General features: G+C 71.7%; 25 protein-coding genes and 2 pseudogenes. 15 read left to right on the forward strand and 12 right to left on the reverse strand.

Going from position 1 to position 24633, the window contains the following annotated elements:
• The 4 genes from sufC to JW592_RS23035 are packed head-to-tail and all read left to right on the forward strand — an operon-like array spanning position 1 to position 2827.
• Positions 1-765 (forward strand): Fe-S cluster assembly ATPase SufC, encoded by a 765-nt coding sequence (gene sufC / locus JW592_RS23020; RefSeq protein ID WP_209237907.1) that lies wholly within the window; start codon positions 1-3, stop codon positions 763-765.
• The gene (locus JW592_RS23025; protein WP_209267106.1) at positions 762-2018 is read left to right on the forward strand and encodes a cysteine desulfurase; all 1257 of its coding nucleotides are present in this window, start codon (positions 762-764) and stop codon (positions 2016-2018) included. Before sufC ends, JW592_RS23025 begins: the two co-directional genes overlap by 4 nt.
• Before the next feature lie 9 nt (positions 2019-2027).
• The gene (gene sufU, locus JW592_RS23030) at positions 2028-2501 is read left to right on the forward strand and encodes a Fe-S cluster assembly sulfur transfer protein SufU (RefSeq protein ID WP_209267107.1); all 474 of its coding nucleotides are present in this window, start codon (positions 2028-2030) and stop codon (positions 2499-2501) included.
• Positions 2498-2827, forward strand: a complete 330-nt coding sequence (locus JW592_RS23035) for a metal-sulfur cluster assembly factor (protein ID WP_209237910.1) — start codon at positions 2498-2500, stop codon at positions 2825-2827. The genes sufU and JW592_RS23035 overlap by 4 nt, the downstream gene beginning before the upstream one ends.
• 208 nt (positions 2828-3035) lie before the next feature.
• Here JW592_RS23035 and JW592_RS33695 read toward each other — a convergent pair.
• A pseudogene (locus JW592_RS33695) lies at positions 3036-3140 on the reverse strand (hypothetical protein); the annotation flags it as partial.
• Positions 3141-3492: 352 nt separating this feature from the next.
• On the opposite strand from JW592_RS33695, the gene JW592_RS23040 reads away from it, so the two are divergent.
• The 5 genes from JW592_RS23040 to JW592_RS23060 all read left to right on the forward strand — a co-directional run bounded on the left by JW592_RS23040 (position 3493) and on the right by JW592_RS23060 (position 7761).
• A complete protein-coding gene (locus JW592_RS23040) occupies positions 3493-4590 on the forward strand; it encodes a MerR family transcriptional regulator (protein ID WP_209267108.1) in 1098 nt (365 codons plus the stop codon).
• A gap of 287 nt (positions 4591-4877) precedes the next feature.
• Positions 4878-5198, forward strand: a complete 321-nt coding sequence (locus tag JW592_RS23045) for a DMT family transporter (RefSeq protein WP_209267109.1) — start codon at positions 4878-4880, stop codon at positions 5196-5198.
• Positions 5198-5770: a TetR/AcrR family transcriptional regulator gene (locus JW592_RS23050; protein ID WP_209267110.1), complete on the forward strand. Its 573-nt coding sequence runs from the start codon at positions 5198-5200 to the stop codon at positions 5768-5770. Before JW592_RS23045 ends, JW592_RS23050 begins: the two co-directional genes overlap by 1 nt.
• A 64-nt stretch (positions 5771-5834) precedes the next feature.
• Positions 5835-6827 (forward strand): 2,3,4,5-tetrahydropyridine-2,6-dicarboxylate N-succinyltransferase, encoded by a 993-nt coding sequence (gene dapD / locus JW592_RS23055; protein ID WP_209267111.1) that lies wholly within the window; start codon positions 5835-5837, stop codon positions 6825-6827.
• A gap of 97 nt (positions 6828-6924) precedes the next feature.
• Positions 6925-7761 carry an EI24 domain-containing protein gene (locus JW592_RS23060; RefSeq protein ID WP_209267112.1) on the forward strand — a complete coding sequence of 279 codons (837 nt, stop codon included), beginning with the start codon at positions 6925-6927 and terminating at the stop codon, positions 7759-7761.
• A 7-nt stretch (positions 7762-7768) separates the two neighbouring features.
• Here JW592_RS23060 and JW592_RS23065 read toward each other — a convergent pair whose 3' ends face one another.
• On the reverse strand, positions 7769-9655 hold the full coding sequence (locus JW592_RS23065; protein WP_209267113.1) for a DUF8508 domain-containing protein: 1887 nt from the start codon (positions 9653-9655) through the stop codon (positions 7769-7771).
• A 237-nt stretch (positions 9656-9892) separates the two neighbouring features.
• On the opposite strand from JW592_RS23065, the gene JW592_RS23070 reads away from it, so the two are divergent.
• Positions 9893-11581, forward strand: coding sequence for a hypothetical protein (locus tag JW592_RS23070; protein ID WP_209267114.1), 1689 nt, complete (start codon positions 9893-9895; stop codon positions 11579-11581).
• A gap of 129 nt (positions 11582-11710) precedes the next feature.
• Here JW592_RS23070 and JW592_RS23075 read toward each other — a convergent pair whose 3' ends face one another.
• A complete protein-coding gene (locus JW592_RS23075) occupies positions 11711-12295 on the reverse strand; it encodes a DUF1648 domain-containing protein (protein ID WP_209267115.1) in 585 nt (194 codons plus the stop codon).
• A 94-nt stretch (positions 12296-12389) separates the two neighbouring features.
• Positions 12390-12605, reverse strand: a complete 216-nt coding sequence (locus JW592_RS23080) for a hypothetical protein (protein WP_209267116.1) — start codon at positions 12603-12605, stop codon at positions 12390-12392.
• 65 nt (positions 12606-12670) lie between these two features.
• Between JW592_RS23080 and JW592_RS23085 the strand changes: the two genes are divergently transcribed.
• Positions 12671-13339: a class I SAM-dependent methyltransferase gene (locus JW592_RS23085; RefSeq protein WP_209267117.1), complete on the forward strand. Its 669-nt coding sequence runs from the start codon at positions 12671-12673 to the stop codon at positions 13337-13339.
• On the opposite strand, the gene JW592_RS23090 is transcribed toward JW592_RS23085, so the two are convergent.
• The gene (locus tag JW592_RS23090) at positions 13275-13964 is read right to left on the reverse strand and encodes a TetR/AcrR family transcriptional regulator (RefSeq protein ID WP_307805511.1); all 690 of its coding nucleotides are present in this window, start codon (positions 13962-13964) and stop codon (positions 13275-13277) included. The genes JW592_RS23085 and JW592_RS23090 overlap by 65 nt on opposite strands.
• A gap of 260 nt (positions 13965-14224) precedes the next feature.
• On the opposite strand from JW592_RS23090, the pseudogene JW592_RS23095 reads away from it, so the two are divergent.
• Positions 14225-14965, forward strand: a pseudogene (locus JW592_RS23095) (DMT family transporter); the annotation flags it as partial.
• A 130-nt stretch (positions 14966-15095) separates the two neighbouring features.
• A complete protein-coding gene (locus tag JW592_RS23100; protein ID WP_209267190.1) occupies positions 15096-16295 on the forward strand; it encodes a TerD family protein in 1200 nt (399 codons plus the stop codon).
• Positions 16296-16324: 29 nt separating this feature from the next.
• Here JW592_RS23100 and JW592_RS23105 read toward each other — a convergent pair whose 3' ends face one another.
• The 4 genes from JW592_RS23105 to JW592_RS23115 form a co-directional block, all read right to left on the reverse strand.
• Positions 16325-16768, reverse strand: coding sequence for an SSI family serine proteinase inhibitor (locus tag JW592_RS23105; protein WP_307805512.1), 444 nt, complete (start codon positions 16766-16768; stop codon positions 16325-16327).
• A gap of 94 nt (positions 16769-16862) precedes the next feature.
• Positions 16863-16940: a 50S ribosomal protein bL37 gene (locus tag JW592_RS33720; protein ID WP_373292019.1), complete on the reverse strand. Its 78-nt coding sequence runs from the start codon at positions 16938-16940 to the stop codon at positions 16863-16865.
• 139 nt (positions 16941-17079) lie between these two features.
• Complete coding sequence (locus JW592_RS23110; protein WP_209267118.1) at positions 17080-17445, reverse strand: GlsB/YeaQ/YmgE family stress response membrane protein; 366 nt, start codon at positions 17443-17445, stop codon at positions 17080-17082.
• 85 nt (positions 17446-17530) lie between these two features.
• A complete protein-coding gene (locus JW592_RS23115) occupies positions 17531-18367 on the reverse strand; it encodes an NAD-dependent epimerase/dehydratase family protein (RefSeq protein WP_209267119.1) in 837 nt (278 codons plus the stop codon).
• A 290-nt stretch (positions 18368-18657) separates the two neighbouring features.
• On the opposite strand from JW592_RS23115, the gene JW592_RS23120 reads away from it, so the two are divergent.
• Both JW592_RS23120 and JW592_RS23125 read left to right on the forward strand, forming a co-directional pair.
• Positions 18658-19701 (forward strand): 5-dehydro-4-deoxyglucarate dehydratase, encoded by a 1044-nt coding sequence (locus tag JW592_RS23120; protein ID WP_209267120.1) that lies wholly within the window; start codon positions 18658-18660, stop codon positions 19699-19701.
• Positions 19701-20957 carry a hypothetical protein gene (locus tag JW592_RS23125; RefSeq protein WP_209267121.1) on the forward strand — a complete coding sequence of 419 codons (1257 nt, stop codon included), beginning with the start codon at positions 19701-19703 and terminating at the stop codon, positions 20955-20957. Before JW592_RS23120 ends, JW592_RS23125 begins: the two co-directional genes overlap by 1 nt.
• A 1-nt stretch (position 20958) precedes the next feature.
• On the opposite strand, the gene JW592_RS23130 is transcribed toward JW592_RS23125, so the two are convergent.
• The 3 genes from JW592_RS23130 to JW592_RS23140 all read right to left on the reverse strand — a co-directional run bounded on the left by JW592_RS23130 (position 20959) and on the right by JW592_RS23140 (position 24595).
• Positions 20959-22431: a penicillin-binding transpeptidase domain-containing protein gene (locus JW592_RS23130; protein ID WP_209267192.1), complete on the reverse strand. Its 1473-nt coding sequence runs from the start codon at positions 22429-22431 to the stop codon at positions 20959-20961.
• 98 nt (positions 22432-22529) lie between these two features.
• The gene (locus JW592_RS23135) at positions 22530-23189 is read right to left on the reverse strand and encodes a response regulator transcription factor (RefSeq protein ID WP_209267122.1); all 660 of its coding nucleotides are present in this window, start codon (positions 23187-23189) and stop codon (positions 22530-22532) included.
• On the reverse strand, positions 23186-24595 hold the full coding sequence (locus JW592_RS23140) for a sensor histidine kinase (protein WP_209267123.1): 1410 nt from the start codon (positions 24593-24595) through the stop codon (positions 23186-23188). Before JW592_RS23140 ends, JW592_RS23135 begins: the two co-directional genes overlap by 4 nt.
• Positions 24596-24633 lie beyond the last annotated feature (38 nt).

Genomic DNA, 24633 nt, shown 5'->3' on the forward strand with positions numbered 1-24633 from the left:
ATGGCAACGCTTGAGATCAACGACCTGCACGTCTCCGTCGAAACCGAAGGCGGCCCGAACGAGATCCTGCGCGGCGTCGACCTGACCGTGAAGCAGGGCGAAACGCACGCGATCATGGGCCCGAACGGCTCCGGCAAGTCCACGCTGGCCTACTCGCTGGCGGGGCACCCGAAGTACACCGTCACCAGCGGCTCGGTGAAGCTCGACGGCGAGGACGTCCTGGAGATGTCCGTCGACGAGCGCGCCCGCGCCGGTGTCTTCCTCGCCATGCAGTACCCGGTCGAGGTCCCCGGTGTGTCGGTCTCCAACTTCCTGCGCACCTCGGCGACCGCCATCCGCGGCGAGGCCCCCAAGCTGCGTACCTGGGTCAAGGAGGTCAAGGAGGCCATGGAGCGCCTCTCGATCGACCCGGCGTTCGCCGAGCGGAACGTCAACGAGGGCTTCTCCGGCGGTGAGAAGAAGCGCCACGAGATCCTGCAGCTGGAACTGCTGCGGCCGAAGATCGCGATCCTGGACGAGACCGACTCCGGGCTCGACGTGGACGCGCTGCGTGTCGTCTCCGAGGGCGTCAACCGCGTCCGCGAGACCGGCGAGGTCGGCACCCTGCTGATCACGCACTACACCCGCATCCTCCGCTACATCAAGCCGGACCACGTGCACGTCTTCGCCAAGGGGCGGATCGCCGAGTCCGGCGGCCCCGAGCTGGCCGACAAGCTGGAGGAAGAGGGCTACGAGGAGTACGTGAAGGGTGGTGCCACTGCGTGACACAGCTCCCGGGTCTTCTGGACACCGAGGCGATCCGTAAGGACTTTCCGATCCTGGACCGCCTGGTGCACGACGGGCAGAAGCTCGTCTACCTGGACAACGCCGCCACCTCGCAGAAGCCGACCCAGGTGCTCGACGCGCTGGCCGACTACTACGAGAAGCACAACGCCAACGTCCACCGGGGCGTGCATGTGCTGGCCGAGGAGGCCACGGCGCTGTACGAGGGCGCGCGCGACAAGGTCGCCGCGTTCATCAACGCGCCCAGCCGCGACGAGGTGATCTTCACGAAGAACGCCTCGGAGTCCCTCAACCTGGTGGCGAACATGCTCGGCTGGGCGGACGAGCCCTACCGCGTCGAGCGGGACACCGAGATCGTCATCACGGAGATGGAGCACCACTCCAACATCGTTCCGTGGCAGCTGCTGTCGCAGCGCACCGGCGCGAAGCTGAAGTGGTTCGGGCTCACCGACGAGGGCCGGCTGGACCTGGCCGGGATCGAGGAGCTGATCACCGAGCGCACCAAGGTGGTCGCGCTCACGCTCGTCTCCAACATCATGGGCACCTTCAACCCCGTCGAGGACATCGTGCGGCGGGCCCAGGAAGTGGGCGCCCTGGTCGTGGTGGACGCCTCGCAGGCGGCCCCGCACATGGTGCTGGACGTGCAGGCGCTGCAGGCCGACTTCGTGGCCTTCACCGGGCACAAGATGTGCGGGCCCACCGGCATCGGCGTGCTGTGGGGGCGCCAGGAGCTGCTCAACGACCTGCCGCCGTTCCTCGGCGGCGGGGAGATGATCGAGACCGTCACGATGCACTCGTCGACGTACGCTCCGGCACCGCACAAGTTCGAGGCGGGCACTCCTCCGGTGGCCCAGGCCGTCGGGCTGGGCGCCGCCGTGGACTACCTCTCGGCGATCGGCATGGACCGTATCCAGCAGCACGAGCACGCGCTGACCGAGTACGCGGTGCGCAAGCTCAATCAGATCCCGGACCTGCGGATCATCGGCCCGGCCACGGCCGAGGACCGCGGCGCGACGATCTCGTTCACGCTGGGTGACATCCACCCGCACGACGTGGGCCAGGTCCTGGACGAGCAGGGCATCGCGGTGCGCGTCGGCCACCACTGCGCCCGCCCCGTCTGCCTGCGGTACGGAATTCCTGCGACGACACGAGCGTCGTTCTATCTGTACTCCACGCCCGCCGAGGTGGACGCCCTGGCGGACGGCCTGGAGCACGTACGGAATTTCTTCGCTTAGGGGCTGTCGGTGAAGCTGGACTCGATGTACCAGGAAGTCATCCTGGACCACTACAAGAATCCGCATGGGCGTGGGCTGCGCGACGGTGACGCCGAAGTGCATCACGTCAACCCGACGTGCGGTGACGAGATCACCTTGCGGGTGCGGTACGACGGCGACACCATCGAGGACGTGTCGTACGAGGGCCAGGGCTGTTCCATCAGCCAGGCCAGCGCCTCGGTGCTGAACGAGCTGCTGGTCGGCAAGGATCTGGCCGAGGCCCGCAGAATTCAGGAGAGCTTCCTGGAGCTGATGCAGTCCAAGGGCCAGCTGGAGCCGGACGACAAGATGGAAGACCTGCTGGAGGACGCCGTGGCGTTCGCCGGGGTCTCGAAGTACCCGGCGCGTGTGAAGTGCGCGCTCTTGAGCTGGATGGCGTGGAAGGACGCGACGGCGCAGGCGCTGGGGACCGAAGCCGACTCGGCCAAGGAGAAGACCGCATGACCGAGATGACCACCAAGCCCGCGAGTGAGGACGAGGTCCGCGAGGCGATGATGGACGTCGTCGACCCCGAGCTGGGCATCGATGTCGTCAACCTCGGCCTGGTCTACGGCATCCACATCGATGACTCGAACATCGCCACCATCGATATGACGCTCACCTCGGCGGCCTGCCCGCTGACCGACGTCATCGAGGACCAGGCGCGCTCGGCCACCGAGGGCATCGTCAACGAGCTGAAGATCAACTGGGTCTGGATGCCCCCGTGGGGCCCGGACAAGATCACCGACGACGGCCGCGAGCAGCTGCGGGCCCTGGGCTTCAACGTCTGAGCGCCCCGGCACTTCCGTACGTACGCCGAAACGGCCGCGCACCCACCGGGTGCGCGGCCGTTTCCGTACCCGGTCGCATGACCCCGGGAGACGGGTGTGAGTAGTTGCGGTACAGAGAGAGCCGCTGAGGTTGATCATGGCCCGGCGGGCGTCGGGGTGTGCGGGTCGTCCGGCCGCCGGATACGAACTCGGCGGGGCGGGGATGTCGTCAGCGTCTTGGGAGACCGGCGAAGTCGGCGTGCGCTTGGGCGACGGCTTCGGGGTACGCCTCCTGTGGGTAGGTGTTGGCGACCGCGCCGGAGCGCGAGCGGCACGTTGAGCCGGGTTCGGCCCGGCAGCGCGGGCAGGGGCGCCGCTCGACGTCGTCCGCTTCGCCCGGGAAGGCCCTTCTCGAGGGGCCGTCATGCCCTGGATGCCGTCACAAACGATTCGCAGAAGTGCCCCCAATCCGACTTCGGGTGAGAACGAGTTCTGCGAACCGGAACGGCGCTCCGCGTCCGCCGGGCCGCCGCGTTTGATATTGCTCGCACAAGGGACCGTTTCCGACGGTAACGCGGTGTGCGGCGGCTACGGCTCCGCGTCGGCTCTTGCGGGTCATGAGTGCGGCTCTTGACCCTCACGTGACGTCAGGCTGCATAGTCGGTGCCGTGGAAGATCACTGGACTGTGGGGCGCGTGGCCGGGCTGGCCGACGTGAGCGTCCGCACGCTACATCACTATGACGAGATCGGGCTCGTGCGTCCGTCGGCGCGGACCGCCGGTGGGTACCGGGCCTACTCGGCGGGAGACGTCGAGCGGCTGAGGGAAGTGCTGGCCTACCGGCGGCTGGGCTTCGGGTTGCGGGAGGTTGCGGAACTGGTCGGAGACTCGGCCACCGACGCGGTCGCGCACCTGCGTCGACTGCGTGGCCTGCTGCTGGAGCGGCGTGATCGTGCTGACGCCATGGTGGCGGCCATTGACAGGGAACTCGAGGCACGGGCGAGGGGACTGACGGTGACACCGGAGGAGCAACTGGGGGTGCTCGGTGCACGGCTGTACGACGTGATCGGCGGCGCTTACACGGCGACGCGGCGTACCGAGCCGCGGATCGCAGCGCAGATCTTGGACGCGCTCGGGGACGCGCGGAAAGTATTGAATGTCGGGGCCGGCACCGGCTCCTACGAGCCGACTGATCGCGAGGTGACCGCGGTAGAGCCGTCGGAGGTCATGCGGCGTCAGCGGCCTGCCGGCTCGGCGCCGTGCGTGGCCGCCGCCGCGGAGAGCCTGCCGTTCGAGGGCCAATCCTTCGACGTCGCGATGGCCGTCTCCACTGTTCACCACTGGGGGGACCCGATAGCGGGGCTGCGTGAGATGCGGCGCGTGGCCCGCCGAGTAGTGGTGCTCACCTTCGACACCGACGAGCCCGGATGGCAGGACCGGTTCTGGCTTACCCGCGACTACCTGCCCGAGTTCGCCGCCGTCCTCGCGGAATTTCCCTCCCTTGCTGGGATGGCCGAAGCGATCGGCGCCCGCGCTGAGCCGGTGCCCATCCCGTGGGACTGCGCTGACGGCCTGTTCGAGGCGTACTGGCGCAGACCAGGGGCGTATCTGGAGGATCACGTGCGCCGTGCGGTGTCGGTGTGGACGAGGGTCGGGCCGGAGGCTGAGCAGCGGGCGGTGCGAAGCCTCCGCGACGACCTCGACTCCGGCCGGTGGGCTGAGCGCAACAGCGACCTTGCCGACCTCGATACGGCAGACCTCGGCCTCCGCCTACTCATAGCTTGAGTGGGCACCGGTCCGGACTGACCCGGGCTACTCCTCCTCGTCACCGTCCTCGGGCGCGTCTGGTTCACGGAAGGGACGCAGGCCCTGACCGGGTACTCCACGACCTCCCACGGCGCCGTCGGCGGCCCGGCGACCTTTCCGTGAACCCCAGCGGCAGGCGCATCCCCTGTGCTGGCCGACCGTGATCGATTTCAGCGGCACTTTCGGTACCGCAACTGTTCACAGCGGGAGAGCGGTACGAAAAAATGTGTGTACGACCGTACGTATCGCTGTGTACGCTCGTACGCATGGTCTATATGACGCTGGCGGGCGCGATCCTCGCCGAGGTGCTGGGGACGACCGCGATGAAGTACAGCGACGGCTTCAGCAGGCTGGTGCCCTCGCTGGTCACGGCGGCCGGCTATCTGGTGGCGTTCGTGCTGCTCGCGCAGACTCTCAAGAGCATGTCCGTGGGGACCGCCTATGCCATCTGGTCCGGCGCCGGAACCGCGGCCATCGCGCTGATCGGCATGGTGTTCATCGGAGAGGCGGTCACCGCCATGAAGATCCTCGGCCTGCTGCTGGTCATCTGCGGCGTGGTCGTCCTCAACCTGGGAGGAGCACACTGATGGGCCGGCGCTACGACCCCGAGCGGCGGCAGCGCATCATCGACGCGGCGATCCGGACAGTGGAGCTGAAGGGCATCTCGGCGCTGAGCCACCGCTCGGTCGCGGCCGAGGCCGATGTGCCGCTCGGCTCCACGACGTACCACTTCGCGAGCCTGGACGACCTGCTCGTCGCGGCGCTGCGGCAGGTCACCTGCGGGCCGCAGTCCGGGCTCGAGACATGGGATGCCGAGCTGTCGGGCGACGAGCCGCTGCTGGACGCGCTGACCCGGATCCTGGAGGAATACACCTCCGGCGCGCACGGGCGCATCCGGCTGGAGTACGAGCTGTATCTGGCCGCACTGCGCCGCCCCGCCCTCCAGCCGGTCGCGGCGGCCTGGATCGACGACTGGGTCGAGGTGGTCGGCCGCCACACCGCCGACCTCGCCACCGCGCGGGCGCTGGCGGCGCTGATCGACGGGCTGCTGCTGCAGTTCCTGCTCACCGACCGGCCCTTCGACCGGACCGAGGTGCGCTCGGCGCTCGCCCGGGTGCTCGGCGAACCGGCACCGCCCACCGGCCGTGACGAACCGTGACGGCCGCTGCCCGACCTGTGGACCGGTTCGTCATTCCCTACCCGGGCCGGATAGCGTTCCAGGTATGACCGAAGCACCCACCTCTCCCAGCACCACCGGCGCCGTCGCCGCCGGCCTCGCCACCGTCGCCGCCGACGGTACTGTCCTGGACACCTGGTTTCCGCAGCCGGAGCTCGTCGCCGAGCCCGGCCCCGCCGGAAGCGAGCGGCTGAGCGCGGAGCGCGCCGCTGAGCTGCTCGGCGAGAGCGCGCCGCAGGCCCTCGGTGCGGACCCCCGCCGCGGGGTCGAGGTCGTGGCCGTCCGTACGGTCATCTCCTCCCTGGACGACAAGCCGCTGGACGCCCACGACGTCTATCTGCGGCTGCACCTGCTCAGCCACCGGCTGGTCAAGCCGCACGGCCTCAGCCTCGAAGGGCAGTTCGCCCACCTGGCCAATGTCGCCTGGACCAACCTCGGCCCCGTGCCGGTGGACAAGGTCGAAGAGGTCCGGCTCGCCGCTCGCGCCTCGGGCGCGCACCTGACCGTGACCAGCGTCGACAAGTTCCCGCGGATGACCGACTACGTGGTGCCCAAGGGCGTGCGCATCGGTGACGCCGACCGCGTACGGCTCGGCGCCCACCTGGCCGAGGGCACCACGGTCATGCACGAGGGGTTCTGCAACTTCAACGCCGGAACCCTGGGCACCTCGATGGTCGAGGGCCGGATCAGCGCGGGCGTCGTCCTCGGCGACGGCACCGACCTCGGCGGCGGCGCCTCGATCATGGGCACCCTCTCCGGCGGCGGCAAGCAGATCATCTCCATCGGCGAGCGCTGCCTGATCGGCGCCGAGGCGGGCATCGGCATCTCGCTCGGCGACGACTCCGTGGTGGAGGCCGGTCTCTACGTCACGGCCGGCACCCGCGTCACGCTCCCGGACGGCAAGATCGTCAAGGCGCTGGAGCTGTCCGGCGCCACCAACCTGCTCTTCCGCCGCAACTCGGTGACCGGCGCCGTCGAGGCCCTGCAGCGCAGCGGTTCCTGGGGCGGTCTGAACGAGGCGCTGCACAGCCACAACTGAGCATCCCTGCTGGGATCGGTCACAACTGGGCAACCGATCGGGCGGCAGCCCCGACGGCAGTCCCGCGCGCATGCCCGTAGGCCATAGGCTTGCGGGCATGCGCGATCTTGGGGCCGGACTGCGGTACTTGGGGCGGGGACAGCAGTGGGTGCTCACCCACGGGCGGTGGTTCGGATTCGGGCTGTTGCCCGCGCTGATCACTCTTGTCCTCTATGCGGCGGCCCTCACGGCGCTCGGCTTCTGGGCCGACGACATCGCCACCTGGGCCACGCCCTTCGCCGACGACTGGGGCACCACCGGACGGGCGCTGACCCGGGGGGTCTTCGCCGTCATGCTGTGGCTCGGCGTGCTGATGCTGGCGGTGGTCACCTTCGCCGCCGTCGCGCTGCTGATCGGCGATCCCTTCTACGAGAAGCTCTCGGAGCAGGTGGAGGAGAGCGAGGGCGAGCTGCCCGAGGGCATGGTCGAGGAGTCACTGCTGCGCGGGCTGTGGACCTCGCTGCGCGACAGCCTCTACGTCCTCCTCCGGACGCTGCTGTTCACGATCCCGCTGTTCTTTCTCGGCTTTGTGCCGTTCATCGGGCAGACGGTCGTACCAGTGGTCGGCATCTGTGTCTCCGGCTTCTTCCTCACCCTGGAGCTCGCCTCGGTCGGACTGCAGCGCCGGGGCGTACCCGTGCGGGAGCGGCTTGCGATGCTGCGCCGGCGCAAGGCGCTGGCGCTCGGCTTCGGGGCGCCCCTGGTCCTGGCCTTCCTGGTGCCGCTGCTCGCTGTCCCCTTGATGCCGGGCGCTGTCGCGGGGGCGACGCTGCTGGTTCGGGATCTTGTGGGGGCGCCGCCCGCGCCGGGCCCCGCAATGGGTGGCCCGGCACCTCAGGGGCTGCCGCCTGCGTACGGTATGCCGCAGTACGGTCAGCCGGGGGCGCCCCGCTGAGAGGCGATCAGCGGATGCGGACCACCGAGGGGTCGTGGTCGCTCGTCTGGTCCGCGAACTCCGCGTTGATGTGGACGATGTCGTATTCGGGGCGGCCGGCGCCCGGGCTGGTCAGCAGGTGGTCCAGGGTCTGGGAGTTGCCGTTGAAGACATAGCCGTAGCGCTCGTCGGCCGGCAGCCGGTTCATGGGGCTGGTCAGCGTGTGGCCGGAGCGCAGCGTCTTGAGCGCGGGGGAGAAGGGGAAGTCGTTGAAGTCGCCGCCCGCGACGACGACGGCGTTCCGGTCGATGGCGCGGATGTTCCGGACGAAACGGTTGACCACGTCGGCCTGTTCGATCCGCTGCGGCTCCGAGTGCCGGGCGGGCGGCTGGAAGCGGCCCTCCATGGGCTGGTCGCCGTCGAGGTCGCCGCCGCCTTTGGAGCTGAAGTGGTTGGCGATCACGAACACCGTGCGGCCCCGGAAGCGGAACTCGCCGGCCAGCGGCTTGCGGCTGGCCTTCCACGCGGGGTCCTGCGGCGCGATCCGGCCCGGTGATGCGGACAGCGCTGGCTTGCCGCCCTTGGCCACGACCTTCACCGGGGTCGTGGTGTCGCCGCCGGGGCGGTCGGTGAAGGAGACCCGCTCGGGGTTGTAGAGGAAGGCCACGCGGATGTTGCCGCCGGGCTGGCCGCCATCGGCCTTGTCGGCCGGGTCGATCTGGCGCCACTCGTAGGAGGGTCCGCCCGCCTTCCGGATGGCGTCGGTGAGCATCTCGAGCGTCTTCCCGGCGCCGACCGTGCCGTCGTCCGTCGGCCCGGTGTCGTCCTGGACCTCCTCGACGGTGACGATGTCGGGTGAGGAGAGGTTGGTGACCAGCCCGTCGGCCAGCCGCTCGAACTTGGCGGGCTCGGACTTGGGGGAGAGGTTCTCGACGTTGTACGTGGCCACCGCCAGCTCGTTCCGGCGCTGTGCGCGGGTGCGCTCACGCTCGAGGTGGTTGTCGCGGTGGTCGCCGAGCGTGGTGGCACGCAGTGTGTAGCCGCCGTACTGCTCGTAGTCCAGCGGGCCTTCGGTGGTGCCGCGCAGCTCGTCGCCCACATCGGCCTTCGGGAAGGGGTGTTCGGCCAGCGGGAGGAGCGAGGAGACCTTCATCCGGGCGCCGTTCTGGCCCTCGTAGGAGCCGTAGAGGGTGCCGCCGCGCGGGGTGGGGTTCTGCCGGGGGTCGGTGGTCACCCACAGGTCGTGGTAGCGCGAGGTGGGACCGGTGACGCGGACGTCGCGTACGGAGACCCGCATGCCCTCCAGCGACTCGTAGCGGTCGAGCGCGTACCGGTTCGGACGCAGCCTGCGCTCCTCGATGCTGCCCCCGTCCGCGTCGGGCGCGTAGGACTCGGGGACGGAGCGCGCCGTCAGCCGGACGGGGCGCGGCAGCTCGGCGTCCGCGACGCCGCCCGTCCGCTCCCAGGACGCGCCGGTCAGCTCGGTGACCGACTGGTTGCCCGCCTCCTTGCCGCCCGGGTAGTACTCCTGGACCTTCCCGCTCACGCGCAGCGCGTCCCCGGCGGCGACCCCGGGGCTCTTGCCCCCGGTGTAGACGAAGATCCCCTCGCTGGTGGCGCGGTCGTGGTCGGGGCGCGGGTCCTGCAGCCAGAAGCCTCTCGACCCGCCGAAGTCCCGTACGCCGGTGACGATTCCGGTCACGCCGGTGACGTTCTTCCCGGCGAACGGCGAGAGCCGGGTTCTGCCCTGGATGTCGTGGATGCGGGGCGGGAAAGCGGAGTCCGCACCGGCGGCGGGCGCCGTGGCTCCGGCGGGGGCGGGCAGGACGAGGAGCGTGGAACAGACGGCGACGGTGAGGGCCGCGGTCCGGGTGGTCCGGCGGGAGAGCGGGCGGAACGGGAGGTGGGACGGCACGGAGGGCCTCCGGGATGCGTGGGGAGCACGGACGGCTGTACGCGGGGCATTCTCTACGCGCGTAAAGCATGGCGGGCGAACAGGAGTTGTCAAGGTCGTGACAGCCTGGGGCGCGGGTGCGCCGCCGCCTTGTTACGTGCCCGGTGCACGATTCGGGCACCTGGGGACAGAACCCGTCTACGCTGGGTCCTCGCACCGTCCGGCAACCCGTAGGACCCGTAGGAGATGAACCCGCACATGACCGGTGACGACCGTCCCACCCTGCCGCCCGTAAGGCTGCCCTCCGATGCCGAACTGGCGCGGGACGCACTGGCCGCACCGCTCCTGGCGCGCGCTGTGGAGCTCACCCGCTGGGCGCGCGCGGGCAGCCCCGCGGGCGCGGGCATCCCGGTGGGCGCCGGCGGCGAACTCCTCTCCCAGCAGCTCAAGGAGGCGGCCGCGCACCTGGGCCTGAGCGGCGATGAGGAGGCACCGGCCCTGGCCGCCGACGCCTGGAACTTCGCGGTGGACACCGGGCTGTTGGCGATCGACGAGGACGAGGAGACAACAGCAGACGACGCGGGCGACCCGGGCCACGGCGGACACGCGGCCGGAGGCGACGCGGGAGCCGCCGGGGAGACCGGGCCCGGCAGTGACGAACCGGTGGGCGTGGCCACGCCGGACGCCGAACTCGGCGGTCTGACCGGCGACCCCGGGGCCGCCGCACCCGCCCCCGACGAGATCCTCGAACTGTGGCGCACCGGCCTGGAGACCGTGCTCGCGGACGCCGCGACTCCCAGCTTCGAGGAGCTGCTGGGCGGCATCGAGGGCGCGGTCGGCGAGGACGGCGAGATCGACCCGGACGCCATCGACCTCGACGCCATCGACTGGAATCCCGAGGAGGAGACCGAAGCACTCGACAGCGCCCTGGGCAATCTCTACCTGCTCACCGCCACCGACCCCGCGGTCGCCGCCGGCTCGATGGTGCCGCTGCCCGTGCTTGCCGCCTCGATGACGGTGCCCGAGGGGATGGACGAGCCCACCGACGAGGTGCTGGAGGAAGTCTCGACCACGATGATGCGGCTGGACGAACAGTTCCGCATGCTGGAGCCGACCGGACTGGTCGCCTACCAGCCGGTGGACGAGGCCCTCACCCAGGAGGCCGCCGACGGCGAAGAGGTGCACGGCGCCGACGACTTGAGCGCCGACCTCGACGACGAGGACGTCTCCCGGTACGGCATGGTGCGGCTCACCCCGCTCGGGCTCTACGGCGTACGCGAGCGGATGCGGGAGGCCGGTCTTGAGGTGCCCGCAGTCGGGGACCTCGCCGGCGCCGGTGCCGACAAGCTGCTGGCGGCCCTCCCCGTCTACTCCGAGGAGATCGCGCGCAGCGAGATCGAGATGTGGTTCGCCGCCCGCGCCGCCGCGGCCGACGGCACCGCTGCGGTTGAAGGCACCGACGGCACCGACGGGGGCGGTGGGAACGGCGGCACCCTGGGCGCAGCGCGCGAACTGCTGGCGGCGGCGCGGGGCGTGGACGAGGCGGCACCCGTGCGGCGGCTGGCCTGCCAGCAGGCGCTCTCACTCGCCGGGCCGGAGGCCGAGCCCGCGCTGCGCGAGGTGCTGGACGACCGGCAGTTGGGTGGGCTGGCCCGGGTCTGGCTCGCCGAGCGCGGCGCCGCGCAGGTGCCGCAGCCGGACGAGGAGATGGTCTTCTGGCTGACCATCGACACCATCGCCGCGCAGGTCGCGACCGCGGGCGAACCGGACGAACTGCGCGAGCTGGTGCGGGACCTGGTCGACCAGCACGCCGGGTTCTTCGAGAAGGCATGGCGGGTGGAGCACCCGGCCACCGGCGATGTGCTGGAGACGATGGGGCGGGTGCACCCGGACAAGCGAGTGGCCAAGGAGGCCCGCAAGGCCGCCTTCAAGGCACGCTCCCGGTGAGCCGCGTCCGGCCGGGGTCCCGCTGCAGGGCTCGCCGCCCATGGTCAGCTCCGAGCCGGAGGCGAAGGAGCCGATCTCCATCAGCCGCGATCTGCAGGGCGTACCGGCGCGGGCGGAGACCGAGCCGGGTCAGCCGCTGGTAGGACGCTTGCGTCCGGCGCCTCCCACCCGGTCTCTCAGGGCCGTCACCAGCAGGGCGAGCGTGCCGAGGGCGACGGGCAGCAGTGCCAGGACCAGCTTCCCGGTCAGCTCTTCGCCCTGCTTCGGCGGCGTGGTGCTCCACATCACGGTGCAGGTGACGGTCATCGTCAGCCCCAGGCAGAACCCGAGGATGAGCAACAGCCGGGCGATGCGCCGGGCGCTCGCCCGGTCCCTGGGTCGGTTGACGAGGCTCGATGTCCGCTGCTCGGCGCCGAGTTCACTGGTCGGTGTCATGCGCAGCGTGGCGTAGGCGGTTCCGGCCAGCAGCGCCAGCGTTCCCGCGTGGACGAAGACGGGCAGGAAGACGGTGCCCACGGACTTGTCCCCGTATCTGTCGACGCCGTCGCTGCCGATGTGCTGCGGCACCTTCGCCGGAAGGTCGGGGTAGACCACGACCCCCCACACCAGGAGCCCCACCAGAATCAGCAGCCCCGGTGCCAGCCACAGCCAGGGGAAGTCGGCGCCGCCGTCGGCGCGCCGCCCGGCACCGTCCCCGTCCCGATCCCCGCCCATGTCCTGTCTCTCCCCGCTGTCCGGCTCTCCCCGTGTCGTCCGGGTGCTCTGCTTCCCCCGGAAGCGGTGGTCATTCCGCTTCTCCCCGGGGCGCCTATTCCGCCTGGCGGCCCCAGACAAGGTGGTTGCCGCCCTGCCATTCGAAGACCGCGTCGTCGTAGAGATCGACGGTGGCGATGTCCAGGCCCGCTCGGGCAAGGTACTCGATCAGGTCGGTCATGCCGTAGGCGGTCCCCAGCGGCTCGCCGCGCGCGGTGACGCGGCGGCCGCCGTCGGGGGCGGGAGGGTGGACGACGACAAGCGCGCTCATACTTACAGGCTGCGCCCGGTGCCGCGCCGATGCACCTCGGGGCCCGGGAGGGGTAGTGTCCCGGCATGGCTGGAGTCCGTCCTGATGTGCACGGCTTCTGGGAGGCCGACGGCGCGACGAAGACGTTCACGCACTCCCTCGACCCCGGCCTGCTGGCCGCCCACATTCCGCCCACCGCGCGCGTCCTGGACTACGGCTGCGGCTACGGGCGGCTGACGGCGCGGCTCGGCGAGCTGGGGTACGCGCACGTCGTCGGCGTCGATCCCGCGCGCGCCATGATCGAGCGCGGGCGGCGGGAGAACCCGCGGCTGGCGCTGTACCACCAGCCCGAGCTGCCGCTGCCCGAACGGGACGGCGCTTTCGACGCCGCGCTCCTGTTCGCCGTCCTGACCTGTGTGCCGGACGACGCCGCTCAGGGCGCGACCCTGGCCGAGCTGGCCAGGGTGGTGCGGCCGGGCGGCGCCCTGTACGTCAGCGAGGTACCCCTGCAGCGCGACGCGCGCAATGTGGCCCGATACGAGCGGTATCACGCGTCCGTGCCGGGGAGCGCGTACGGCACGTTCACCACCGACGACGGCGGCCTCTTCCGGCACCTTCCCGCGGACCGGCTCCGGGCGCTGCTGCGCGACCACGGGTTCAGGGTCGCCGAGGAACGAGTGGGTACGGCGCCTACGCTGAGCGGTCACCGGGCGGAGTGTCTGCAGTTGGTGGCACGCCGTAGCGCGGACGGCTGAGCGCCCGCTCCAGGGACTGCGCGGCCAGCGCGCGCGCCCTGGCGACCGGGTCGTCGACGACTGCCAGCCCGCGCAGCACCACGGCGCCCTCGTGCAGCAGCGCCAGCTCGTCGGCCAGCCTGTCGGGCTCGTCCGCACCGGCCGCGACCGCGAGTTCGTACAGGTAGCCGCGCAGCCAGAGCTTCTGCTCGTCGATCACGCGGCGCCCCGGGTGCGCGGGGTCGGGGAGTTCGGCCGCGGCGTTGACGAAGCCGCAGCCGCGCGGGTTGTGCTGCCGGGTCCACTCCGCGAGCGCGTCGAAGGTGGCCAGCAGCCGCTCGCCGGGCCCGGCTCCGGTGCCGGTCCCGGGGGCTCGTGTGTCCACCCATGAGGTCAGCCAGGAGCGCCAGCGGCGGTCGCGCTCGCGCAGATACGCGGCGATCAGCGCGTCCTTGCCGCCGAACCTGTCGTAGAGCGTCTTCTTGGTGGTCCCCGCCTCCTTGGCGATCAGATCGACTCCGACGGCCGTGATGCCGCGCTCGTAGAAGAGGGCGCCCGCCGCGTCCAGGATCTTCCGCGCGCCGGGTGTCAGCCCTTCCGGCTCGGTGTCCCCGGCCTCCCGCCCGATGTCCGGCCTGGTCTCCACTGCCTCCCGGCTCCCTTCGGCCGATGCGCCGGCGTACTCGCTCACCAGCGCGCTTGCAGTAAACAGATCTGTCTACTTCACTGTACCTCCAGGGTAGGTAGACCGATCGGTCTACCGGTAGCCGTCCGCCGTCGGCTGCCCGCGTCCCGACCCGCAGCCATGCACCGAACACCGCGTGAGGAGCCCCACCCGTGCCAGCCCCACACCTGTCCCTCCCGGCCCCCGTGGCCTCCGCCACCGTCTCCGCCGGGCTCGTCGTCATGTGGAGCTCCGGCTTCATCGGCGCCGAGCTCGGCACCCGGCAGACCACCGCCGACACCCTGCTGATGTGGCGGTTCCTGGCCGCGACGGTGCTGCTGGGCGGCGCCTGGCTGCTGTGGCGCCGCCGCCGGCTGCCTCCGCGCGCGCTCGCCGAGCAGGCGGCCGTCGGGCTGCTCTCGCAGGGCGCCTACCTCGGCTCCACCGTGTGGGCCGTCGGACTGGGCGTCCCCTCCGGCACCTCCGCGCTGATAGCCGCGCTCCAGCCGCTCGCCGCAGGGGCGCTGGCCGGACCGCTGCTCGGCGAGCGGGTCGGTCGCCGCCAGTGGGCCGGACTCCTCGTCGGCCTGGGCGGCGTCGCCCTCGTCGTACGCGACGACCTCGCGGCCCCCGGAGCGGCGCCCACCTGGGCTTACGCGCTGCCCTTCGCCGGGATGGCAGGACTGCTCGCCGCCAGCTTCCTGGAGCGCCGCGCCCGGCACCAGCTGCCCGCCGTGGACACGGTGCCGCTGCACTGTGCCGTGAGCGCGCTGGTCTTCACGGCGGTAGCGGCCGGACTCGGCCATGCGGCGCCGCCCGCCGCCTCCGGCGCCTTCTGGCTCGCCGTTGGCTGGGTCGTCCTGCTCTCCACCGTCGGCGGCTACGGGTTCTACTGGATGAGCCTGCGCCGCAACGGCGTGACCGGGACCAGCGCCCTGATCTACCTCACCCCGCCGACCACCCTGCTGTGGGCGTACGCCATGTTCGGTGAGGCGCCCGGCGGCGGGGCCGTGCTGGGCATGGTGGTGTGCGTGGTGGCGGCGACGGTGGAAACCCCGGCCAGGGCAAAGGAACCGCAAAGCCCGGCCAGTCGTTACTCCCGGCATGACCGCAATGACTCCCGGCTCCAACCTGCCGCTGACCGCTCAGCGCGTGGCGGTGGACGTGACCGCACCCAGCAAGCTCGACGTCTCGGCCCTGCTGCTGAGCCCGGAGGGCAAGGTCCGCTCGGACGACGACTTCGTCTTCTACAACCAGCCCACCGCTCCCGGCGTGACGCACAGCAGCGGTGCCACTGACACGATCACCGTGGAGACCGGCGCGGTGCCCGCCGCGATCGACAAGGTCGTCGTCACCGCGAGCCTCGACGCGCCCGGGGCCACCTTCGCCGGTACGGAACCCACCGCGACGGTGCGCGACGCCGCGACCGGTGCGGTGCTGGCCACCTTCACCCCGCCGCAGCTGGGTGCCGAGACGGCGCTGCTGGTGGTGGAGGTCTACCGCAGGAACGGTGCCTGGAAGGTACGGGCGGTCGGACAGGGGTACGCCAACGGGCTGGGCGGTATCGCCTCGGACTTCGGCGTGAACGTGGAGGAACCCCCGGCAGCCGCCGCTCCGGCCGCTCCTTCGGCGCCCTCCGCCCCGGCCGCGCCCCCGGCGCCTCCAGCGCCCGCGCCCGCCGCCCCGGCGGCTCCCGCAGGGGCGGGAGGCATGGCGGCCGGGGCCGGGAAGATCAACCTGGACAAGGGGAAGGTCAACCTTCAGAAGAACCAGACGGTTTCCCTGGTCAAGGGAGGTCGGCCGCTGCTCACCTCGGTGCGGATGGGCCTCGGCTGGGAGCCGGTCTTCCGGGCGGGGAGGCGGGCCAAGGACATCGACCTCGATGCCTCGGTGATCGCCTACGACGCCAACCGCAAGAAGATCGACTCCTGTTACTTCGGCAAGCTGGCCATCCTGGGCGGCGTCATCCAGCACTCCGGCGACAACCTCACGGGTGAGGGCGCCGGGGACGACGAGGTGATCACCGTCCACCTCGGCGATCTCCCGCCCCAGGTCACGGGTCTCGTCTTCACGGTGAACTCCTTCTCGGGACAGAAGTTCACCGATGTCGCCAAGGCCTACTGCCGACTGCTCGACGCCTCGGGCGGGGAGCTGGTCCGCTTCGACCTGACCCAGTCCGAGCCGAGGACGGGCGTGCTGATGGCGAAGTTCATCCGCCAGTTCTCCGGCGAGTGGGAGATGACGGCCCTGGGCGAGTACGTCGACTCGCGTACGGTGCGCGGAATGGTGAAGCCGGGCGCCGCGGCACTGTAGCCCCGGGCCCACGGCTCACCGGGCGGCGGTCAGAAGTCGAAGAGGGGACCCGTCGCCCGGTGCAGGGCACAGGCGTTGGGGAAGGTCTTCTTCCAGTTGACGGCCTTCCCCCGGTGGCTGCCGCGCGCTTCGGCGGTCACCGGGTCGTGCTTCATGGTGCAGTGACCGCGCTTGCCGGGCAGCGCGTCGAGGTTCCCGCGCGTCTTGTCGAGCGCGGCACACGCCTGAGCGGCCTTCGGGTGCTTGCCGCGCGGGGTGGGCTCGCACTGCAGCAGGACGCCCCGGATGGTGGACTTGCCGGAGCGGGAGACGGCCAGGAAGACGCCCTGGTCGCCACGGTCGGGCTTGGCGCTCCTCGGGGCGCTCGCGGCGTCGGCTGCGGGCGCCGACTGCGGGGCCAGCAGCGGCAGGGTCAGCGCGGCCGCGGCCAGCGCTGTGCGGACGAGGTGCCGGGTGGAGATTCGAGTGCTCACGGCCTCTCAACGAGACCGGGGGCCGGAAGGACACGCGCGGCGGACCGGCGTGTGGGCTCCCCGCGCACCTGGTGCGGCACGCGGGGAGCCGCACTCAGGACTGCGGCCGACGGCCGTGGTTGGCCGCGTTCTTGCGGCGGGCCTTCTTCTTGCGCCGACGCTTCGACGACATGGCGCCTCCTTTCACGTGCGGATCGATACCCCCGCGTTTCTACCACCCGCCTGGCCCGGAGCCCGAACCCCGGGTGAGTGCCGAAGCGCTACCCGCCGCAACGGTGCGGACTTCCAAGGCGGGTTGTCCGCGAACGCGGTCAGCGGCGGTCGCGGGAGTGGCCGAAGAGCAGCCGGTAGACGATCAGCAGCACGAGGGAGCCGGCGATGGCGGCGACCCACAGGCCGGGGTCGACCACATTGTTGGCTATCGGGCGGTCCAGGAAGGTGGCGGAGAGCCAGCCGCCGACGAAGGCTCCGGCGACGCCGATGAGGACGGTTCCCACCAGGCCGCCCGGGTCGCGTCCTGGCAGCAGGACCTTGGCCACCGTGCCCGCCACCAGTCCGAGGACGATCCAGCTCAGCACGCCGGAGTGGGCCAGATCGGAGAGGATGTCCGAGCCGGAGTCGTCGCCTTCGGCGAGCTGGGTGAGCGGGGCGAGCTGGGCGAGCGGTGTGGCGAGCATGGGTGTGGCCTCCCCGTTGGTGATCGGTTGCGGCCCCATGATGCCTGCCGGGCCGAATCCCCAGGGCGCCCCCTTCAGCTCCCTCTCAGTGCGGCCAGATGGGCGGCCGGGTGCAGAAGTGGCCGCCCAGATGCGCCTGGTCGGGGTCGGCGGGGTCCAACTCGCCGTGCTCCGCGACGAGTTCGGCCGCGTACGGCTCGGAGTCGTCGCGTGGCTCGTAGCCCAGCGCGCGGGCCGAGCCGAGGTCCCACCACAGCCGGGTGTTGGCGGAGGAGCCGTAGACGACCGTGTGGCCGACGTTCTCGGCGGTGAGTGCCGCGTGCAGGAGGCGGGCCCCGTCAGCGGGGCTGAGCCAGATCGAGAGCATTCGCACGGAGGTCGGTTCGGGAAAGCAGGAGCCGATGCGCACGGAGACGGTCTCGATGCCGTACAGGTCCCAGTAGAGCTGGGCGAGGTCCTCGCCGAAGGATTTGGACAGACCGTAGAAGGTGTCGGGGCGGCGTGGGGTGTGCACCGGGATCGGGGCGGCCCCGGCCTCGGGGACCGGGGTGAAGCCGACGGCGTGGTTGGAGGAGGCGAACACGATACGGCGTACGCCCTCGGCGCGTGCCGCCTCGTAGAGCGCGTGGGTACCCCGGATGTTGGCGTCGAGGATCTTCTCGAAGGTGGATTCGAGTGAGATTCCCGCGAGGTGGATGATCGCGTCCACGCCCCGTACGGCGGCGCGCAGCGTGTCGCTGTCCGCCGTGCCCAGATCCAGGGTTAGCGCCTCCGGTTCGCCCTCGACAGGGCGCATGTCCAGCAGGCGCAGCGTGTAGCCGCAGGAGGGCAGCAGGCCGCGCATCAGGGTGCCGAGCCCCCCGGCGGCTCCGGTGAGCAGGACGGTGCGGGGCGCGGACTCCGCTGCGGGGCTCTGGGGCATGGTGCGGTCTCCATCCGGTCTCGCCATGGAACCGTGGGTCTCCGTCCATGGACACGGTTCATATATGGGGAGACGCTAGGGAGGGCCCGTACCCCCGTCAAGGGAGCCGCGCGCCGGTTCGCGCCTGCCGTGGCGCGGTGAAGTCCAGTCCGTCGCATGGGGCTTCGGCCTTGACCGGTTGCACACCGCTGGCTTAGCGTAACTGCGGTTCAGAGATATAGACAGCTATCATAAGAGTGCACGGCTGGAGGGCTCTCCCGCCCGCCCGTCCAGGCCACAAGGAGCGCCGTATGCCCTCGTCACCGTCCTCGCCCCCGCCCTCTCCGGCCACCGGCACCCCGAACCCCGGCTCCCCGGCCTCGGGCCCGGCAGCGCTCGCCGAACGGCTCGACGGACTGCTCTTCTTCCCCGTCACCGCCTTCGCCCCGGACGGCACTCTCGACCTCGACGCCTTCCGTACACACGTCCGGCGCGGAGTGGACGCCGGTGCGGGAGCTGTCTTCGCATGCTGCGGCACCGGCGAGTTCCACGCGCTGGCACCGGAGGAGTTCGGCGCCTGCGTGGCCGCGGCCGTGGCCGAGACGGGCGGCAGGGTGCCGGTGCTGGCCGGCGCCGGCTACGGTCCCGCGCTCGCCCGCGAGTTCGCGCACCGGGCCGCGGAGGCCGGTGCCGACGGGCTGCTGGCGATGCCGCCGTACTTGGTGGCTGCCGACCAGGACGGACTCGTACGCCACTACACCGAACTGGCGGACGCCACCTCCCTGCCCACCGTCGTCTACCAGCGCGACAACGCCCTCTTCACCCCCGAAGCCGTCGTACGCCTCGCCCGCCACCCCCGCATCATCGGCCTCAAGGACGGCCTCGGCGATCCCGACCTGCTGCAGCGCATCGTCACCGCGGTGCGCGGCGCGGGCCTGGACGGGACGTTCCGGTACTTCAACGGGCTGCCCACCGCCGAGCTGACCGGCCTCGCCTACCGCGGCCTCGGTGTCTCGCTGTACTCCTCGGCCGTCTTCTGCTTCGCGCCCGAGATCGCCCTCGCCTTCCATCAGGCGCTGGAGACCGGCGACGAGGCAACCGTACGGGCCCTGCTGGACGGCTTCTACGTGCCGTTCGTCGAACTCCGCAACCAGCGCCGCGGTTACGCCGTCTCGCTCGTCAAAGCAGGCGTACGGCTGCGCGGGCTCGACGTCGGCGGGGTGCGCCCCCCGCTGTCCGACCCGGCACCGGACCATGTCGAACAGCTGGGGGTACTGCTGGAACGGGGCCTGGAGATGGCCGCGGCCCTCTCCGGCGGCACCTCGGGGGCCAGAGCCGGGGGAGGGGCACACTGATGCGCGCCTCGGCGTTCTGCTACCCCTGGGACGTGGTCGGCGACCCCGAGGCTCCCGCCCGCCTCGCGGCGCTGGGAATCCAGCAGGTCACCCTGGCCTCCGCCTACCACTCGACCCGCGCCCTGACCCCCAGGCACCCGCGGCACCGCATCGTCACGGCGCGGCACTCGGCCGTCCTCTACCCGCCCGACCCCACCCGCTGGCGGCGCGGCGCTCCACGTCCTTACACCCAGGACTGGGTGGACAGCCACGACCCCGGCGGCCCTTACGCCGAGGCCGCACGCGCGCTGACCGAGGCCGGTCTCGAAGTGCACTCATGGGTGGTTCTGGCACACAACTCACGGCTGGGCGAGGAGTTTCCGCACACCAGCGTCCGCAACGCGTACGGCGACCGCTACCCGTGGGCCCCCTGCGTCGCACGCCCCGAGGTGCGGGCCTACGCCGTCGCACTCGCGGCCGAGGCGGCCGTACGCCCGGGCACCGGGACGCGCGGGACCGAGCTGGAGTCCTGCGGCTGGTACGGGCTCGCCCATCTGCACGCCCACGACAAGACCGGCGGCGTGCCGCTGGACGGCGCCGCGACCGCGCTGATGTCGCTGTGCTTCTGCGACGTGTGCCAGGAGGGCTACGCCACCCTGGGCGGCGACCCCGAACAGCTGCGGAACGGTGTGGTCCGCGCCCTGGAACAGGTCTGGCGCGGCGAGTACACCCCGGCGCCGCAGGCCGGCGGCAGGGCGGGGGAGCGCGCCGCCGCCGATGCGCTGCTCGGCGCCGAGGCCACCGCGCTGTTCGCAGGCTGGCGGGACGCCGCGGCCAGCCGCCTCCAGCACGAGGCGGTCGCGGCGGTACGGCAGGAAGCGCGGCGGGCGGCGTCCGAGGACGGGCGCTTCCCGGTGCTCCTGCACGCCGATCCGGCCCCGCACCGTACGGGTGCCAACGCGGGCACCCGCCCCGCCGACGTGCTCGGGCACGCAGACGGCGTCGTCGTCCCCTGCCCAGGAGGGGCGGGCGGCGCGGCCGAACGTGGGGACGCGCTCGGACCGTTCGCCGCGCACGGCGGTTCCGGGGAGACGCTCGCGGCCAACTTCACCGTCGTCTCCGGCATGGGCGGCAGCCCGCACACCCTCGCCGACGACGCCGCACACACGCGCGCACTCGGCGCGACCGAGCTGCGGCTCTACCACGCCGGGCTCGCCTCCGACCAGGACCTCGCCGCGGTGACCGAGGCCCTCGCCGCACTAACGCCCCGGGACTGAATCACCGCAGCGCTGCCCGGATCATCTGCTCGGTGATGGGAGCCGCCAGCCCGTTGCCGCTGACCTCGGCGCGGGCGGCGTCCGAGTCCTCCACCACGACCGCCACCGCGACCTTCTTGCCGGAGTCGGTCTCGCCCCAGGAGGTGAACCAGGCGTAGGGTGTACCGCTGTTGTCGACGCCGTGCTGTGCCGTGCCGGTCTTGCCGCCCACCGTGAGCCCCGCGATCCGCGCGTTGGTGCCGGTGCCCTTCTCGACCACCGTGCGCATGGCGGAGCGGAGCTGCCCGGCCGTGCGCCCGCTCATCACCCGCCGCGAGTCCGGGTCCTCGTAGGACTGGAGCGTGTGCCCGCTCCCGTCCTGCACGCGGGAGACCATGTGCGGGTCGACGAGTTCACCGTTGTGCGCGATGGCCTGCGACACCATCGCCATCTGCAGCGGGGTCGCGGTGACCTCGAACTGCCCGATGCCGGACAGCCCGGTCTGTGCCTCGTCCATCCCGGTGGGGAAGTTGCTCTCGGCCGCGCGCACGGGCACGTCCTGCTTCTCGTCGTTGAAGCCGAACTTCTCGGCCTGTGCGCGCAGCTTCTTCACTCCCAGGTCGGTCGCCAGCTTGGCGAAGACGTTGTTGCAGGAGTAGCGCAGCGCGGTGCGCAGGGAGGCGTTCTCGCAGGGGGCCGACTTGTTCTCGTTCTCCAGCTTCGTGGAGGTGCCCTCAAGGGTGTAGGGGTCGGGGCTCTCGGTGCGCTCGTCCACCGACGAGTACAGCCCGTTCTCCAGCGCCGCCGCTGCCACCACCAGCTTGAATGTCGAGCCCGGCGGGACGGCCTGCCGCAGCGCGCGGTTGAGCGTCGGTTGGTCGTCGCTCTTGTCGTTGCCGCTGCGCGCGGTCAGCTTCTTCCAGGCCGCGGTGTCGTCCGCGCCGCTGCCGCTGACCTTCGACGGGTCGAAGGAAGGCGAGCTGACGGCGCCGAGTATCTCGCCGCTGTCCGGGTCGATCGCCACCGCGGCGCCCTTCTTGTCGCCCAGCGCCTCGTAACCGGTGCGCTGCACCTTCGGGTCGATGGTGGTCAGGACGTTCCCCGACTCGGCATGCTTGCCGGTCAGCATCTGCAGCGGGTCCTTGAGGCGGTCGTCGCTGCCGTTGAGCACGTCCTGGTAGATCCCCTCCAGCTGGGTGGCGCCGCGCACCTGCGAGGCGAAGCCGGTGACGGGAGCGTAGAGCCGGCCGTCGGTGTAGGTGCGCTTGTAGCGCAGATCACCGCCGTCCTCGGCCTGCTCGGAGCCGGTGACCGGTTCCCCGCCCACATAGATGTCCCCGAAGGGCCGCCCGTACTGCTCGATGGCGTTCCGTCGGTTCTCCTCACTGTCCGCGAGGGCTTCCCCGTCCACCATCTGCAGCCAGGTGAGCCGCATCAGCAGCGCCATCACCAGCAGCAGCGTGACAGTGCCCGCACGCCTGATCGTCCTGTTCATCCCGTACGAGAACGCGTCGCGCGGCGGCGCGGGTTCCAGCACGGCGGACTTCTCAGGGCATTCTCATCTCTCGGCCGGCGGCTGAGGTGAGGGCTTCCTCAGGCCGGGGAGACCACACCGTTCTCGTACGCCAGGATGACCGCGTGGGTGCGGTCCCTGGCGCCCAGCTTGGCCAGCACCGCGGCGACGTGGGTCTTGGCTGTCGCCGTGGAGACGGCCAGGTGCGCGGCGATCTCCGCGTTGGTCAGCCCCTGGGCCATCAGCCGCAGCACTGCGGCCTCCCGGTCGGTGAGCCGGGCGGTGAGCGCCTCGGCCCGGCCGCCCCGCGCATGGTGGGCCGCCAGGGCGCGGACGGCCGCCGGGAACAGCAACGACTCGCCGCGCGCCACCAGCCGCACCGCCGCGACGAGCTCCTCGGCCGTGGTGCGCTTCAGCAGGAAGCCGTGGGCACCGACCCGCAGCGCGTCGTAGACACAGCTGTCGTTCTCGAAGGTGGTCAGGATCAGAATGCGCGGCGCCTGTGCGCCCATCCCGGCCACCAGGTGTTCGGTGGCGCGGATACCGTCCACCCGCGGCATCCTGACGTCCATCAGCACCACGTCAGGACGCAGCTCGCGCACCGTCGAGACGGCCTCGTCGCCGTCCGTGGCCTCGCCCACCAGCTCGATCCCCGGCTCGCTCGCCAGGATCGCCCTCAGCGCCGTACGGACCATCTGCTCGTCGTCCGCGAGAAGGACCCGCAGGGGTGCCGCTGTCATGGTGTGCTCTCCCGTTCCGTGCCGCCCTGCGAGTGTTCCGTACCGTCCTGCTCCAGGTCTCCCGTGCTGTCCTGCTTCAGGAATCCCCGCTGTCCGCCGGCGGCCGGGGCCAGCGGCAGGCGGGCGGTCAGCCGCCATACGCCGTCCTCGCCGCCGGCCTGCGCGGTGCCGCCCAGCAGCGCGGCGCGCTCGGCGATCCCCGTCAGGCCCCGGCCTCCGGAGGGGCGCGCCCCGCCCGAAGCGCGCGCCCCCGCCGCGCCGCCCGCCGCGCCGCCCACCGCGTTCTCGACCGTGATCGCCAGCAGCTCGCCCTCCGGGGAGCGCTGCCGCTCCAGCCGGATGTCCACGGCGGCGCCCGGCGCGTGCCGCAGCGCGTTGCTCAGCCCCTCCTGCACCACCCGGAAGGACTCGGCCGACACCTGCGCCTCCAGCAGCGCGAGGGGGCCGAGCGCTTCGTCGACCCGGAGCCGGATATCGGTACCCGTGGCGCGGGAGCGGGCCAGCAGCGCCTCCAGACCGGCCGCCAGGCCGGGACCGGCGGTAGCGGCCCCCTCGCCGTCGCGGAGCATCCCGAGTACCGCGTCCAGCTCCGCCACGGCGCCCCGGCTGGTCTCCTCGATGGCACCCAGCGCCTCCCGTACGAACCCCGGGTCCTTGTACAGCACCCGGCGTGCGGCACCGGCCTGGAGCGACACCGCGCTGAGCGCGTGCCCGACCGAGTCGTGCAGTTCGCGCGCCAGCCGGTTGCGGGCCGCCAGCTCGGCGGCCCGGCGCTCGGCGGCGGCGAGCCGGTCGGCGGGCGTCGGCCCCAGCAGCGCGGGAGCACAGCGGGCCAGCAGTGCCCCGGCCCCGTGCACGGCGGCCACCAGGGCCGTCAGCAGGAGGAAACCGGCCACCGGGGCCGTCCACAGGGTGCTGCCCTCGGGGTCCCACGGCCATGCCCACTGTCTGGCGCGCAGCGCGGGGGAGAAGGGGAAGGCCAGCAGCACCAGTGCCATCGGGGGTGCGGCCAGTGAAGCGCCGCTCGCCAGCCCGCCCAGGCCCACATGGAGCGTGAACCAGACTGCGGCGCGGCGCCTTGCCGCCCACGAGCCGACCGGCCCCAGGGCGAGCACACCGGTGGGCAGTTCGTACAGGGTGTGTGCCGCTGCGGCCTCCAGCGCCCGTACGACCGGGAGCAGCCCGGCCGTCGCCACCAGCGGCAGACAGAGAGCGAACGCAAGGAACTGCGGACCGGCCGCACCGCTGAGGAGCTCGGTGGTGCCGGGCCGCAGGAGGGCGACGCAGATGTGCACCAGCAGGAAGAACGGCATCAGCAGCGCACCTCCTTGCAGCAGGTGCAGCCACCGCAGCGCCAGGGTCCGCACCGTTCCGCGCCCCTGTGGCGGTCGTGCCCGTCCCGTCATACCGCCCCCCGTTGTTGTCCACGCGCGCGCCGTCTCCA

It is taken from the genome of Streptomyces spirodelae (assembly GCF_017676385.1).
Lineage (GTDB): Bacteria > Actinomycetota > Actinomycetes > Streptomycetales > Streptomycetaceae > Streptomyces > Streptomyces spirodelae.

Excerpts from the sequence above, each read along its gene's own strand:
- dapD (WP_209267111.1), top strand. The coding sequence starts at position 5,835 with ATGACCGAAGCACCCACCTCTCCCAGCACCACCGGCGCCGTCGCCGCC.
- JW592_RS23075 (WP_209267115.1), bottom strand. The coding sequence starts at position 12,295 with ATGGGCGGGGATCGGGACGGGGACGGTGCCGGGCGGCGCGCCGACGGC.
- JW592_RS23035 (WP_209237910.1), top strand. The coding sequence starts at position 2,498 with ATGACCGAGATGACCACCAAGCCCGCGAGTGAGGACGAGGTCCGCGAG.
- JW592_RS23110 (WP_209267118.1), bottom strand. The coding sequence starts at position 17,445 with ATGCTCGCCACACCGCTCGCCCAGCTCGCCCCGCTCACCCAGCTCGCC.
- JW592_RS23070 (WP_209267114.1), top strand. The coding sequence starts at position 9,893 with ATGACCGGTGACGACCGTCCCACCCTGCCGCCCGTAAGGCTGCCCTCC.
- JW592_RS23115 (WP_209267119.1), bottom strand. The coding sequence starts at position 18,367 with ATGCCCCAGAGCCCCGCAGCGGAGTCCGCGCCCCGCACCGTCCTGCTC.
- JW592_RS23085 (WP_209267117.1), top strand. The coding sequence starts at position 12,671 with ATGGCTGGAGTCCGTCCTGATGTGCACGGCTTCTGGGAGGCCGACGGC.
- JW592_RS23080 (WP_209267116.1), bottom strand. The coding sequence starts at position 12,605 with ATGAGCGCGCTTGTCGTCGTCCACCCTCCCGCCCCCGACGGCGGCCGC.
- JW592_RS23050 (WP_209267110.1), top strand. The coding sequence starts at position 5,198 with ATGGGCCGGCGCTACGACCCCGAGCGGCGGCAGCGCATCATCGACGCG.
- JW592_RS23135 (WP_209267122.1), bottom strand. The coding sequence starts at position 23,189 with ATGACAGCGGCACCCCTGCGGGTCCTTCTCGCGGACGACGAGCAGATG.
- JW592_RS33720 (WP_373292019.1), bottom strand. The coding sequence starts at position 16,940 with ATGTCGTCGAAGCGTCGGCGCAAGAAGAAGGCCCGCCGCAAGAACGCG.
- JW592_RS23060 (WP_209267112.1), top strand. The coding sequence starts at position 6,925 with ATGCGCGATCTTGGGGCCGGACTGCGGTACTTGGGGCGGGGACAGCAG.
- JW592_RS23140 (WP_209267123.1), bottom strand. The coding sequence starts at position 24,595 with ATGACGGGACGGGCACGACCGCCACAGGGGCGCGGAACGGTGCGGACC.
- JW592_RS23125 (WP_209267121.1), top strand. The coding sequence starts at position 19,701 with ATGCGCGCCTCGGCGTTCTGCTACCCCTGGGACGTGGTCGGCGACCCC.
- JW592_RS23130 (WP_209267192.1), bottom strand. The coding sequence starts at position 22,431 with ATGAACAGGACGATCAGGCGTGCGGGCACTGTCACGCTGCTGCTGGTG.
- JW592_RS23120 (WP_209267120.1), top strand. The coding sequence starts at position 18,658 with ATGCCCTCGTCACCGTCCTCGCCCCCGCCCTCTCCGGCCACCGGCACC.
- sufC (WP_209237907.1), top strand. The coding sequence starts at position 1 with ATGGCAACGCTTGAGATCAACGACCTGCACGTCTCCGTCGAAACCGAA.
- JW592_RS23045 (WP_209267109.1), top strand. The coding sequence starts at position 4,878 with ATGGTCTATATGACGCTGGCGGGCGCGATCCTCGCCGAGGTGCTGGGG.
- JW592_RS23100 (WP_209267190.1), top strand. The coding sequence starts at position 15,096 with ATGACTCCCGGCTCCAACCTGCCGCTGACCGCTCAGCGCGTGGCGGTG.